Genomic DNA, 14088 nt, shown 5'->3' on the forward strand with positions numbered 1-14088 from the left:
CGGCTTCGACATTTGATTTTACAAGCCAGTCTGCGTTCCCTGTAAGAATCCCGACAAGAAGGTTATGATAGGAGCTTTCCTTTTCTTCCTTCCTTGCCTTTGTATCAAAAACGCTGATGGAATTACTGAGCACCCGATTTAAATATTGCTCTATTCCTTCAGTATCCCCTTCTTCAAAGGCTTTCCAGAATGCAGTCAGGCGTTCTGTGTTAGTGAAGATCGATTTCTTAAACCACTCGTTTATCTGAAGCCGAAAGACCTCGCGCACCTCCCGATTCGGAATAATCAAGCGATAAGCGCCCTTCTCCGTCCTTCCGGTCTGTGTCAGATATCCGGTCGTAAAAAGTACGCTCCAAAGGTTTTCGATGCTCTGATCAATCTCCTCATAGGTAAGATCCAGACGAAGCTCTTTTTCAATCGCTTCGCCGTTAATCAAACGTTCTATTTCATTTTTCGTTGTCTTATTTGCCTTATCAATAAAACGCTTTACCAGATCGTTTCCGCTCGTATTAATCCAATACGCTTCTGGTCTTGCTTCCGGATCATCCTTTACACGATCCACAAAGTTTACAACATCCCACGGACAGTATACGTCGGCTTTTCCGAAGCGATATCCATCATACCATTCTTTAACTTCCGCAAACCTATCTTCCAGATGATAGTCTGAAAGCAGCTTTCGAACCTCTGTATCAGTAAAACCAAATTGCTCATCAAATCGTGTATCTGTGATCGATAGAATCTTAAAATTGTTGAGTCCGGTGAAGATGCTTTCTTTCGAGACACGAAGGCAGCCCGTCAACACTGCAAAGTTAAGCGAGTCGTTTGTCTTTAATGCTTCTCCAAGCAGTCCACGGGTAAAATAGATCATTTCCTTGTAATAACCATGCTGAAATGCTTTATCCAGTGGTACATCGTACTCATCAATCAGGATGACCGTCTTTTTACCATAATGTTTATATAATAGATCGGACAATGTTTTTATGGAGGAAATGACAATATCCACGTCCTCAGGCTGATCCTTCATATCAAGAAGCTGATGATACTTTTTTTTATCCAAATCAAGAAGTTTTTCGCTATCCTTTAGATAATAAAACCGTTCCGCTTCTCTTCTTATCAGCTGAATGCATCTTCGCTTTGCCTCTGAAAAGTTCAAACCCTCTACTCCCTTTAAGGAGAGAAAGATAACCGGATATTTTCCCAGATGCTGCTCACATAATGTCTGCTTCTCCGAAATATAGAGTCCATCGAAGAGCGATGAATCCGTTCCAATCTCAAAAAAGCACTTCAGCATACTCATATTAAGGGTCTTACCAAAGCGACGCGGACGTGTAAACAGATTCACTTCTCCCCAATTTAAAAACAATTGTTCAATCAATTCCGTTTTATCGATATAATAAAAGCCATTTCGACGGATCTTTTCAAAACCATCAATTCCTACCGGAAGTTTTAATTCATTCATAAAGGATCCTCCAGCTGCTATGATAAAATATGAAAGCTTCTGGCTTTTATTATCTCATATTTCTTTACAAAAGGAAAGGTGGAATGGTTAGGAATTCTCAAACAACTTTAATCGTTCACAAAAAATCATTCTATTTCACTTTTCATCTTTTCAATCATCTGCAGCCGAAATTCATACGCCTGCCGTTCTTTCTCAACCAAAGTTGATAAAACCGCTCCCGAAAAGAATGATACAATCGAAGTAAAAATCAAAATTCCCGATGAAACAAATATAAACGGATGTTTAACCTTTCCCACCTGTATATCATGTAGGATCTCCGGAATAAGCAGTCCCATTGAAACCAGCATCAAAACAGTCGATATCCGACCAAAAAAACCAAACGGACGATAATTCTTATAGAGACGTCCTATCGTCTTCAAGACCTTAAATCCATCTGAATATGTATTTAATTTTGATTCACTGCCAGATGGTCTGTCTCGATATTCAATAATGACATTCTCAATCCGCATATTTTTTTCAACTCCATGAATGGTCATCTCCGTTTCTATCTCAAATCCCTTCGATAGCACAGGAAAGCTTTTAACAAAAAGAAAACTAAAAGCCCGATAACCCGTCATAATATCCCGGATATCAGTATGAAACAAGCGATTTACGCTAGCTCTCACCAGCGTATTTCCAAAATTATGGAACGGTCTTTTGTTCTCATTAAAATAAGTAGATGAAAGCCTATCCCCCACTACCATATCAGCATTTTTTTCAAGAACCAGATTCGCCATCTTTCTTCCATATTCAGCAGGATACGTATCGTCTCCATCTACCATGATATAGCACTCCGCATCAATCTCTCGAAACATACGCCGGATTACATTCCCTTTTCCCTGTGCGTATTCATGACGGACGATTGCGCCCACATTTTGAGCCAGTTCGGCTGTCTTATCATTTGAATTGTTATCATACACATAAATAACCGCTTCTGGAAGTTCAGTTTTCCAATCTTTCACGACTTTTTCAATTGTTTTTTCCTCGTTGTAGCATGGAATCAGTACTGCTATCTTATCCATTTTATGTATATTCCTTTCACTTATCATTCAAAATCTGTGTTCCTGCATTATTCATTTTTATCCAACGATATTTCTTATCAATCAATCCAAGCAACAATACCGCCGGCAATGCAACCGTAATCATATAAACATATCTAAAGTAATATCCATTGCACGGTCCCAAAAATGCAATACCTACCGAAGCCAATAATGGGATAATCCCCAAACATAAAATATCTATCTTTTGTCTTCTGAATAAATAAAATGCAAATATTAATAGCAGCCAGATATATAAGGCAACACACTTAAATGCTCCTAGCACTGGAAGATTAAATATTCCTTCTCGCAACGCTTCATAACAATTTCTTAAGTATTTCAGCTTAACTGGATAATGAACATCCATATTTAATTGATTTCCACGTTTATTCACACTATCCATGCATTTTTCCGACCAACTATATGAATAATTTGTGGCCAATCTTTTACCAGGATATAGATAATAATAGTAATTGTTTAGAGTGGCTTCTGCATAAACTAAAGGATGTTTCTTCAGCATCTGATACCATACAGAAAAATATTCTTTTAATTCTACTTTAGATGTATATTTATTCCAGCCATCTTTGACTTTATCAGAACGGTCGGCCTCATAACGTTCCGATAATGTATCATAATTTAAGACGCGATCAATTACCTCTTTTTCTTTCTCCGTCACCTCATCCGAATATTCTTTTATGTAACGTGCTGTTTGCTGAAACGGAACCGAAAGCATCTCTTTTGTACTTCCTGGTGTAATTTTTAAATACGGAAAAATAATATGATTTATACAAAAAAGCAAGAATAAGATTAATGCCAACCCAATCCCCAGTTCTTTTCTATATTCTTTAAAATGAGCAATAAGAAAAACAAACCAGATTCCAACAATATATTTTGCTTCATTTCGAAAGAAAACAATGAAGCCACCGCAAAGAAATATCAATGCCAAATAAATCAACAATATATTTTTATTACACTTTTCTCTATTACTAGTAAAAAGACTTTTCCAAATCATTATTTTAGCTAACAAAACAATGAGGAACAGCATCATATATGCGTAAAAAATATCTTTTGAAAACAAAAACATATATGATACCATTCTCGGAGAAATACAATAGTAAATTAGGCTCACAAAACATATTTTTATATTAACACGAAGTTCTCTAAGAAATTTCACAAAATACGAAATAACACTTGCAGCAAATACAAATTGAATTAACGAAACCAAAAACAATCCCGCATTCCACGACTTAAACAAAAACTTTCCAATTATCATACAGATATGCACAAGCATTGTATATGCCACAGGATGATGTGCATTTAAGTATACATTTTTATTTAACAATACCAATCGTTCTGACTGAAGACTAGGCAAATTATATCCCTGCAAAATAAAATCTTGTGCATCTCCCTGCAAAATTGCCGGATATGAACACACAATATAAGGAATATATAAAACTACTATCGTCAAAAATGAACACAAAAATGTATGATTCTCAAGAAACGAGAGATACCCCCCCGAAAGTTTTTGAAACTATCTTTTCATCATTCGAATTTTGGCATAATGTAAGATGGTCCCATTTATAAAATAAATAGATTATCACGCTTGAAAAAAGGCATGTATAACCGATAAGAACCGTTATACTTTTAAAGATCTGAAGTTTTCCCATGTACAGGGCACTTAATTCTCCGTTTACCTCAATCGCATTACCTACAATCATGCATATTGCAAAAAAAAATCCCAATAAACTTGCACAGCAGCAATCTTTTCTGAACTCTGCCTTATTTTCAGGTCTATACCTCTGAATTTCTCTTAACATATAATAAAATAAACATATCATTCCCGCAAAGAGAATAAGCTGCTCTAGTGAAAAACCTGATAGTGCATCCAAATACCGTTTCAATGGATTTCCCTTGTAATCCATCTTCAACAGATTCATTCGGAGACTCATCATTGTAAATACAGCCATGATACAACTAAAACTCTTTTTATGCCTATCTATAGAAATCACTTTAGCTCCTCCACACATTTCATTTTCATTCCGTCTTCGATCTTATTATTTCGATTGTTTTTTCAAGCTGTTCTTTCATTTCATTCTTTGGCTTCCAGCCTAACTGATTCAACTTTTCCGCATTCAGCCGCGCATCCGATGCTTTTGAATACCCTTTCCGCTCTATTTCATCCGGCAGTTCAAACACAACTTTTCTGCCAGCATAGTCTGCTAAAATACCTGCCAGTTCTTTCAGGCGGATATCACATTTCTCATCCGCAATATTATAAGCCTCCCCATCTTTTCCATAAAACAGAATATAAAGCAATGCAGACACCACATCTGTAACATAACAATAAGAAAAATATTGATTTCCTTCACTCTTTAAAACAATATCTTCTTTGTTTACTGCTTTTTTTATAAACTGAGCCAATGCTTTGCTGTCACTTTGAAGCATCGTCGGACCAAAGACTCGACATACTCTCGGAATCACAACATCCAGTCCATATTTCTGTCTATACGCTTGGCACAGCGCTTCACCCGTTCTTTTTCCCTCCGGATATCCAGCCCGAAGAGTATTGCAGTCAATATAACCGCAATACTCTTCTGAAAACCGTTCTACATCTCCACGATTTTCGCCGTAAATCTCGACCGAAGAGAGAAAAACAACTCTCTCAGCCTTTGAATACACTGCCATTTTTAATACATTTTCTGTTCCTGCCACATTCGTCATAATCGTCCCAATCGGATCTTCTGCATAGCTTCTCGGGTGCGTATTGCTGGCACAGTGAAACAGATAATCCATTTTTGTATCCAGCTGCAGCGAATTATTGATATCACCCTGAATAAAGGAAAAGTTCGAATCCTCCATATAGTTTTTAAAACGTTCACGTGCTCTCTGCTCAGAACGTCCCATTGCAAACACATGGATTTTAGAATCATACGTTCGATTATGTTCCATCAACACATCTACTAACACCGTTCCTATCATTCCGCTAGCACCAGTAATCAAAATTTTCTTATTCTCCAGTTTTTCCCACGGAAAGGTATAATCTGAAATTTTCTTTATATCTTCTACATACAATGGATGTGAATAATACATGCTTTATCTCCTCTCCCGCAATTTTTTTATTTTTTCAGCATATTTTGTGCCGTGAATCCATTTTTGATAACATCGCCACACAAAACGATAGGGCCATGCCGATCTGGCCAGAGACAGATTGAAATCCTTTGTTCCGAAATGTCCGCCTCTCGCCCATTTAATAATTGCTAGCATCGTGATTGGTGGAGCATATTCTCTTGTCTTTCCATAAAGAGCCACTGAGTCATATAAAGAAGCTGTCATTTGGAGAAAGATATCCTGACTCTTATTATTATGGAAAAATGATATTCCAAAATCAAAAAGACTTCTTCCTATTGATTCTTCATTTTCGAATATCATCCTGCAAAAATCAATTGCAAATTCAGGAAGGTATCTTTCAAGCGCATTATGAAGACTTTGATTATTATCGCAAGGATTTAATACAGGTTCCACTTTTCCATTCTTTCTCTCATAAGAACTAACACTGCGATATGGCAGATTAGCAAAAATTGATTCTATAAATATTTGTGAATATGTATTCCCCGTAAAATTATAACGGATTAGATGTCCATTCGATGGATAGATACTTCTTGCATAATAAAATATGTTATCGTGTTTATATCCAGCAGCTTTCCAGAGTAAACGTGCTAAACAATTCTGCGTATATCCTCGTCCCCAGAATTCCACAAATGCATATTTTTCCGAAAAATCAATTTCCTGATTCAAATATTCCAGAACAATTTTTCTCTGTTCTGCAGCCGTCTGAAGAAGATACTGCTCATATTTTTCGGATACAGAAAAAGCCTCTCTAATTTTTTTGAGTTCTGGACGTGTAATTATTTTCTTTTCTTTTAAATAAGCCAATTCAGGAAACATACTCTCAAATGTTTCTGAAGTCATGCTAGCCGCTTCCAACAATTTATCATACTCTTCTATATCAACAAAATTTCCAAATTCACTGAAAAATTCTTCATCTATTTCATAGATTTGAGAAGGAATTCTCCAAGCTTTTCTTGAACCATATATATATTTCGTTTTAATAGAAAGTTTTTTCTCTTTTATAATCGCATCGGCAATTCGTTTTAAATGATATCCATCGCGAGAAATAAAATACAAGCATTTTATGTTCTTTTCAATTGCATGACCAATCGCCCAATTTACATATGGAATCCAATACAAAGACACATAGGAATATGCATATACCTCTTCCATACTGTGTTCTTCCTGGCGAAACCTTGCAAACAAAGCCGCTATCTGATAAGAATCATACGTTGCAATAAATTCAGTTAGTTTCTTTTCATAAAAATCCAAAGCCGGTATTTCATGATTTACCGTTTCAATTCCAATGGAAGCTGGCACTTTTCCATCTGCGTTTTGATTATCTCCATAATGAATCCATTTTCCAAATCGATAATCTACTGTATGATATACATCGAAAAACAGTTCTTTTGTTGTCTTCTGTGTTCCATAATCACTTGAAAGGAACAGTGGAAGTTCACCTAAAATTGGATCCGCCTTGCTTAACAGCTTTTTTATAAATTCTTTTGGTAAATACATATCGCTGATTAAAACAACCGTTTCTCTTTGTGCGATCAAGTCTTTAACCTGTTGAATTTTCTCCGGATAAGCTATGGATGTCTCATACTCACATTCCAATTCCCATTTCTTCAACTGTTCCGTCTGCTCATCTGTCAAATTGTATAGTTCTTGGATTCTATCATAAATTAAATCAAATGTAATTTCTGTTCTTCTATCCTTCCGCAGAACCATGCTTTTTTTATAGTATTCACGTACATTTGATTCCGCCCATGGACGAATTTTATAGAAATTTTCCTTGATATATTTAGGATATTCTAATTTTGATTCTCTTATCTTATCTTGAACATGATAAAAAACACCGATTGGAAGCAGCGTACTTCTGCCAATCAATGTATCAAAAATATCAAAACTATATAAAGTAGGCAATTTCTTACTTTCATCCGGTTCAAACAAAAGTGCTGCATCTACAATTTTCTCCAGAGAATGCTCATCTGCATATCCCCAGAATTTTTTATAGATAAGTGCAATTTCTTCTGATTCATCCTCATCTGCTTTTGAGAATACTTCTAAAAATTCCTGAAAATTAGTACAGATCTTTCCGCACGTATTTTCCAAGTAATCCAATGCAAAATCTCTTAACGTATTTTCCTGACCATAGTCAAATATATATCTGGCAAAATGTTTCACTCCTCTTGCCAGCATATCATAGAAAATAGAAGAATAATCGACAATTGCAAGGTCAATCTGATCAAATATTTCATAAAAATCATTCGCATTGTCCCAAAACACTACTCTCGGACAATTTGCATATATTTTTTTAATATTTTGATATTGAAAATCATTCGCCATCAATGGATGCATTTTAAAGATCAGCAGGAAATTATTTTTCTCCAATACATCCACTAACTTTTCCATATCCGGAATCGCCTGTGAGAAGAAATTAGTAGCAGAAGCATCTCTGTAAGTCGGTGCGTAAACAGCTATCTTCGTATCCTCTGGCAGCTTTTTTTGTTTCAAAATATCATGATCATACGTCTTAATTTTTCCCGGATAAAAACAACACGGATATCCAGCTCGAATAATCTTGTCTTCAGCTAAATCACACTGCTTAATAAAATGTTTTTCCATAAGTGGAGAAGTCACTAAAAACAATTGATAATTTTGATAACAATCCATATTGATAATATGTTTTTTGATTATACGTTCATTCAAAAATCCATATGTAACACCTTTTTCAACTGTTTTGCATCCTACTCCATGCCATAAATTTAATACTGTGATTCCTTTAAGATAATCCTGAAAAATTTCCTTCTTTTGATTCACAACATAAACCCCTGCCTGCGAACCAATTTTTTCAGCCATTTTGGATTTAAACAGAAAAACCTGATATCCCAGTTTACGAATATAATCTCTCGCTTCTTCCGTATAGCAAAACCAATATGGAGTAATATCTTTCCTATAATTCACAATATACATGAAAAGCCATTTTGGATTCCCATCAAACACATTTCCTGCATTAAAAATCCATATTTTCTTATCTCTCATCCTCAAACTCCCTATACTAATGTTCTTTTAACATTAATAATGCTTTAAATAATTCCAAATCATCCTGCGTCGTAATTTTTATATTTTTGTCAGAACCCGCAGCAAAATGAAGTGTTTCTCCCAAATCTGTCATCATTGTATTTGTATATGATGAGCCATAAATACCAATTTTCTCCTCAAAAGCTCTTTTATATGACCGGAGCAATGTTCCATATTTATAAGCCTGCGGAGTTGAAACCCGTCTCAATGTTTCTCTCGGAATATACTGTTCCGTTGTTTCTTCATCTTTTTTTACAAAGATCTGTTCATTATACGGAAGGGAAGTTACTGCATTTCCATAAATTCCGCATTTTACAATCACATCGGACAGAACATTTTCATCAACTAATGGGCGGATTCCATCGTGAATTACCACGATATCATCCTCTTTGCATTCATTTTCAAGAGCAAACACACCATTTCGAATTGATTCCTGGCCAGTGCTTCCTCCACTTATAACCCACTTTAATTTCGATATATGATTTTGTCTGGCATATGCTTTCAGAATATCGTGCCATCCGTCTATACAGACAACCAGGATGCTATCAATCTGAGGATGCTTTTGAAATGCCTCTAGCGTATAGATAATCAAAGGTTTATCATTGACATTGATAAATTGCTTCGGTATCTCCTGATGCATTCTTTGTCCCGTACCGCCTGCTAAAATAATTGCTGTATTCATTTTCTATCTACCCTCTCCATCTTTAACTCATAAATTCTTCGTACTTTTCCAGAACTTCTTTTGTATTCCCGTACATCTTTATTTCTCCGTCATGCAGCCATAGTATTTCGTCACATAATCCATCCAGTGTCTTTGTATCATGCGACACCATGACAACCGTTCTATTTTCATCTGAGATCAGCTGTTTCATTTTGTTGTAACTTTTTTTCTTAAACCGGGCATCTCCTACACTTAGCACTTCGTCAATCAGCATAATATCTGTTTCCAAAATGGCTGTGATAGAAAATGCTAATTTCGAATACATACCGCTGGAATACGTTCTTACCGGTGCATCAATAAATTTTCCAAGTTCCGAAAACTCTATAATTTCTTCCATTCTCTCCCGAACTGCTTTCTCTGAAAATCCAAGAAGCATTCCTGATAAAATAATATTTTCACGCCCTGTTAATTCGCGTTGAAATCCCACGCCGATTGAAAGTAGCGAAACACTGTTTCCCTTTAAATCAATCGTACCGCTGTCTGGTGCAAAAATTCCTGCGATCGCATTCAGCATCGTTGATTTTCCACTGCCATTTTTTCCAACAATTCCTAAAATATTTCCTTTTCGTACATTAAATGAAACATGACGAATCGCCTGGAATTCGTCTACTTTGTTTCTTCTAAAATGTAGCAGACTTTTCTTGATTGAATACGACTTTAGTCCACGATAACTAATACATAAATCATTTATTTCGATTGCATTTTCCTTCATCTATATCACCTTCACGTAGCTATTTTCATTCTTATATATTTTCCGAATTCCTAAAACTGTCAGTACAATGCTAACAAGGAACCATGCCAACATTAATTTTCTATGCGGTATTTTCCCGTAAAGCAAAGCATTCCTCATACATTCCAGGAAAAATGCCATCGGATTATATTTCAACAGGAATTCTCCATACGGCGCTGGAATTCTTGTCCCAACATTATAGAAAATCCCCGTCAGATAAAATAGCATTCTTAATGCAATCATCACTACATTTGAAAGATCCTCAACAAAGACCCCGTAATGCAGCAGCCAGATGGAACATGCAAACGTAAATAACAATAATAAAAGTAAAGTCGGTATCGTATAAATCACCTTAAAGGTTAGCGGTACTCGATAAAAGATCATCATTAATATTACAATCCCAAAGGATATCATCATCTTAAATGAATTAACCCAAATCTTTGTCAGTACCAAAATATATTTTGGTAAATATACTTTTGATACAATTGGCTTATTTGTTTTTACAATTCTTACACTCTGATTGATCATCCGATTAAAAAAATCCCACATGGATAAACCAATAAAAATAAAAACTGGAAAATATGGTTCTTTTGCTTTAAAAACATATCCAAATATGAATGTATATATCAACATAAAGCAAATCGGATCCAGCACCCACCACAACCAGTTTAAATACGAATTAGCCACTTCTGATTTTAATTGAGCTTTCGCTGAAACTATCGAAAATCCAAAATATTTTTTTATATCCTTTTGAAATCGTTTTAATAACATTTAATTACCAACTTTCTCTAAAAACCAACTTCAGAATTCTTTGTGTTGCCTGTCCATCACAAGATGACATAAATTTATTTTTAAAATTTCTTATGGATGTCTTATCATAATGACTGCTATTTAAAATTTGTTCCAATATTTCCTGTTCTGTTCTACAAATCGGTCCCGGAATCAACTTATCATACTCATAAAAGAATCCCTGTTCATCGTAATATTGCTCTAAATCATATGCATAAAAAATGAGCGGTCGTTCAAAAAGAGAATATTCAAAAATAAGCGACGAATAATCTGTGATACACAGTTCCGACACACACATTAATTCATCAATCTCCATTTTGTGGCTCAAATCAAACACAAAATCTGAATATTCTTCCGGTATACTTAATCGTTCTTTGATGTGTGGATGTTGTTTTATTATGATAATATAATTATCTTGTAATTGTTTTTGTAATAAATTCCACGATAATAATTTAGGGCTTTTTGCATTTGACGGGTCTCCCCTAAACGTAGGCGCATATAAGATAATCTTTCGTTCAGAGCACCTCGGTACTATTCTTTCTAAGTGTTCATACGCATCTTTTCTAAATTTTAAGTCAAAAAAACGATCCGTCCGGCTAATTCCTGTTGAGATGATTTTATTTGCCGGAAGCCCACACGCCTCTTCATACGCCCATCTCACCTCTGGGCTGCTGATTGTCAGCCAGGTATTATAGGCATAATTAGAATATTTCTCTTTTCCGACATTCGGCACAGCCTTTCCAAATCTTTTAAATGCACCACACCCATGCCATAATTGTGTATAAATACTTTCTGTCCGCACAGATATACATGCATATAAATTCAAGGCATCCGATAAAAATATATATTTTGATGAAGCAGATTCAAAAACAAGCCTTGTAGATCTAAAAAAATATTTACATTTTTTATTTTCCTCTTTATGCAAATAAATTTCTTTTATTTTCAGCTTTTTATTTCCGTACAGTTTGTCTACCAGAGGATGAAAACTGACTCCCAGATTTGCTCCATTACTTTCAACTAATATAACTTTATTTTCATCAAACGAATTCCATTTTCCAACTTGGTAAATAAATGGAAACCATATTCTTAACAAGACATAATCTCGTATATCTTTCAACTTACTTTTTATTTCTGCGTTTCTACCTCCCCTCAAATTCATTTGCCCCCTTTAGCATATATTTATAAGCTTTATATGTTCCCAAATGTTCGCAAATATTTTTATGCCGAATACAGTATTGCAAGCACAATATTTTTACATATTTTTTTGAAATTGCAGCAAACAAGGCGCCTTTATCATAAAAATACTTTTCATTGTATTCCGAAAACCATGTTGACTCCCTATGATTCACATATCCTATTTTTTTAGGAGAAGCGTAAATTTTCATTTTCTTTTTAATGCAATCTGTCAAAAAAAGAGAATCTTCCCCAGATCCATATCGGCTTCCACCGCCAAACAAGAGAGAAAATGCAATATTATATTTCCAAAGACTGTCTCGTTTAATTGCGATACGGAATGTTCCATAGCGAAGATAATTATAAAAATGCACTCGGTGAAATTTGACATTCTGATATTCTGGTCTGTTTTTATTTGTACTTTCCACATTAAATAAAATTACATCTGCATCTGTATGTCTTTTAAACTCTTCTTGAATGACTTGAATATAATCGTCCTTATACTGCACATCATCATCTGCAAATAACACGATATCTCCAGAAGCTCTCATCCACGCCGCATTCCTGCTCCGTCCTACTCCACGTTCTGCAAAATTGTACCATTCGATTTTGTTTCCATTTTCAATCCACTCTTCTCTTGAAAAATCACTCCCCTGATTAATAATCAGAGCATCGCCTCTTAAATTCATTCTTTTTATTAAGCTTTTATCTGTCTGATTCATGGTTGAAACTAGCACCTGCAGCTTTGATTTTTTCTCTTCACGACCTTCCATCTTCCCTGCACTTCCTATACTTCCTCACTCCACATAAAACATAGTGTAAAAAACAATTCACTGCCTTTAATCTGCTAAATCCCAGATAACGGTACGTCTTCCATGTCATAAAAGCAGATTTCCATTTATTACCTGATTTTCCCTTTCCTGTAAGGCGATACTTCAACAACGGCTCATTCACTGCACAGGCATCACCGTATTTCTTCATGATTTTCATCCAGGTTATATAATCCTCATGAACCTCATCATGCATCATCGGAAACTCCAACATAATACGACGGGGCAAAAGGACCGAAGAACAATTAATCCAGTTTTGATATGCCATCATTTTATAAGTAATTCTTTCTTTTACTGGTATCACACACTTCAAGGATTCACCCGATTCACTTACCAGTTCTCTTGCCGTCGTACACAGAATGGCATTCGTCTCCTCTAATTTTTTTAATTGTTTTTTTAATTTATCGGGTTCCCACCAATCATCTGCATCCAGAAAAGCGATCCACTCTCCTGCCGCGTTTCGTACTCCATAATTTCTGCTTTCTGCTGCCCCTCTATTTACTTTGTTTCTGAAATACCGCACATCCGGGATACTGTTTACATATTCTTGTGCGATCTCCTGTGTTCGATCCGTCGAAGCATCATCAACAATCAGAATTTCTATATTTTTGATGGATTTTCTTTGCAGTAACGCAGATTCAATCGCCTGATGCAGGTGTTTTTCTCCGTTATATACCGGTATAACAACGGATATAATTATCTTTCCATCTGCCTCATTTTCGCTGTATTTATCCCTGCTTTCCATGCTCTAAAACCCCTTCTGTACTTTCTTTCAGCATCATAATTTTAGGCGTCATCAGAAGCAGTTTTAAATCCAGCCAGAACGAATAATTCCGTATATAAGTCAAATCCAGCTTTAATTTATCGTATGGGACTGTGTTATATTTTCCGTATATCTGTGCATACCCCGTCAACCCTGCTTTCATCTTCAGCCGATAGCAAAACTCCGGTATCTCCCTCTCTATCTCTGCTGCCAGTTCGGGACGTTCCGGACGCGGACCGACCAGGCTCATCTCGCCTTTCCAGATGTTTAAAAGCTGTGGCAGCTCATCCAGGCGGGTTCTCCGCAGGAAATGTCCTATCGGCAGGATACGGTCATCGTTTTCAGACGCCAGTCT

General features: G+C 35.8%; 13 protein-coding genes. All 13 read right to left on the bottom strand.

All coding sequences use genetic code 11. The annotated features are described in order from the left end of the window. Positions 1-1459 (bottom strand): AAA family ATPase (locus tag QVO97_RS06675; protein WP_288189210.1); only part of this gene is annotated, 1459 nt, incomplete at its 3' end. Positions 1460-1584: 125 nt separating this feature from the next. Further along, positions 1585-2520 carry a glycosyltransferase family 2 protein gene (locus tag QVO97_RS06680; protein WP_022359595.1) on the bottom strand — a complete coding sequence of 312 codons (936 nt, stop codon included), beginning with the start codon at positions 2518-2520 and terminating at the stop codon, positions 1585-1587. A gap of 16 nt (positions 2521-2536) precedes the next feature. After that, positions 2537-4003 (bottom strand): DUF6020 family protein, encoded by a 1467-nt coding sequence (locus tag QVO97_RS06685; RefSeq protein ID WP_288189212.1) that lies wholly within the window; start codon positions 4001-4003, stop codon positions 2537-2539. Positions 4004-4028: 25 nt separating this feature from the next. Next, the gene (locus QVO97_RS06690) at positions 4029-4502 is read right to left on the bottom strand and encodes a hypothetical protein (RefSeq protein WP_288189213.1); all 474 of its coding nucleotides are present in this window, start codon (positions 4500-4502) and stop codon (positions 4029-4031) included. 67 nt (positions 4503-4569) lie between these two features. Further along, on the bottom strand, positions 4570-5625 hold the full coding sequence (locus tag QVO97_RS06695; protein ID WP_022359598.1) for an NAD-dependent epimerase/dehydratase family protein: 1056 nt from the start codon (positions 5623-5625) through the stop codon (positions 4570-4572). 3 nt (positions 5626-5628) lie between these two features. Then, positions 5629-8688: a CDP-glycerol glycerophosphotransferase family protein gene (locus QVO97_RS06700; protein WP_022359599.1), complete on the bottom strand. Its 3060-nt coding sequence runs from the start codon at positions 8686-8688 to the stop codon at positions 5629-5631. 16 nt (positions 8689-8704) lie between these two features. After that, positions 8705-9409 carry an IspD/TarI family cytidylyltransferase gene (locus tag QVO97_RS06705; protein ID WP_022359600.1) on the bottom strand — a complete coding sequence of 235 codons (705 nt, stop codon included), beginning with the start codon at positions 9407-9409 and terminating at the stop codon, positions 8705-8707. Between the two features lie 22 nt (positions 9410-9431). After that, the gene (locus tag QVO97_RS06710) at positions 9432-10160 is read right to left on the bottom strand and encodes an ABC transporter ATP-binding protein (protein WP_022359601.1); all 729 of its coding nucleotides are present in this window, start codon (positions 10158-10160) and stop codon (positions 9432-9434) included. Then, the gene (locus QVO97_RS06715; RefSeq protein ID WP_022359602.1) at positions 10161-10949 is read right to left on the bottom strand and encodes an ABC transporter permease; all 789 of its coding nucleotides are present in this window, start codon (positions 10947-10949) and stop codon (positions 10161-10163) included. 4 nt (positions 10950-10953) lie between these two features. Next, on the bottom strand, positions 10954-12120 hold the full coding sequence (locus QVO97_RS06720; RefSeq protein ID WP_022359603.1) for a CDP-glycerol glycerophosphotransferase family protein: 1167 nt from the start codon (positions 12118-12120) through the stop codon (positions 10954-10956). Beyond that, positions 12107-12913 carry a glycosyltransferase gene (locus QVO97_RS06725; protein WP_022359604.1) on the bottom strand — a complete coding sequence of 269 codons (807 nt, stop codon included), beginning with the start codon at positions 12911-12913 and terminating at the stop codon, positions 12107-12109. The genes QVO97_RS06720 and QVO97_RS06725 overlap by 14 nt, the downstream gene beginning before the upstream one ends. After that, the gene (locus tag QVO97_RS06730; protein WP_022359605.1) at positions 12900-13715 is read right to left on the bottom strand and encodes a glycosyltransferase family 2 protein; all 816 of its coding nucleotides are present in this window, start codon (positions 13713-13715) and stop codon (positions 12900-12902) included. Before QVO97_RS06730 ends, QVO97_RS06725 begins: the two co-directional genes overlap by 14 nt. Then, positions 13699-14088: sugar transferase (locus QVO97_RS06735; protein WP_288189215.1), on the bottom strand; the 390-nt coding region annotated here is incomplete at its 5' end. The genes QVO97_RS06735 and QVO97_RS06730, both read right to left, overlap by 17 nt.

Origin of the sequence: Clostridium sp. CAG:43 (genome assembly GCF_000434655.1) — a bacterium.
GTDB classification, from domain to species: domain Bacteria; phylum Bacillota; class Clostridia; order Lachnospirales; family Lachnospiraceae; genus Otoolea; species Otoolea fessa.

Coding starts and splice junctions, on each gene's coding strand:
- QVO97_RS06710 (WP_022359601.1), bottom strand. CDS start 10,160: ATGAAGGAAAATGCAATCGAAATAAATGATTTATGTATTAGTTATCGT.
- QVO97_RS06690 (WP_288189213.1), bottom strand. CDS start 4,502: ATGGCTGTATTTACAATGATGAGTCTCCGAATGAATCTGTTGAAGATG.
- QVO97_RS06730 (WP_022359605.1), bottom strand. CDS start 13,715: ATGGAAAGCAGGGATAAATACAGCGAAAATGAGGCAGATGGAAAGATA.
- QVO97_RS06680 (WP_022359595.1), bottom strand. CDS start 2,520: ATGGATAAGATAGCAGTACTGATTCCATGCTACAACGAGGAAAAAACA.
- QVO97_RS06700 (WP_022359599.1), bottom strand. CDS start 8,688: ATGAGAGATAAGAAAATATGGATTTTTAATGCAGGAAATGTGTTTGAT.
- QVO97_RS06695 (WP_022359598.1), bottom strand. CDS start 5,625: ATGTATTATTCACATCCATTGTATGTAGAAGATATAAAGAAAATTTCA.
- QVO97_RS06725 (WP_022359604.1), bottom strand. CDS start 12,913: ATGGAAGGTCGTGAAGAGAAAAAATCAAAGCTGCAGGTGCTAGTTTCA.
- QVO97_RS06705 (WP_022359600.1), bottom strand. CDS start 9,409: ATGAATACAGCAATTATTTTAGCAGGCGGTACGGGACAAAGAATGCAT.
- QVO97_RS06715 (WP_022359602.1), bottom strand. CDS start 10,949: ATGTTATTAAAACGATTTCAAAAGGATATAAAAAAATATTTTGGATTT.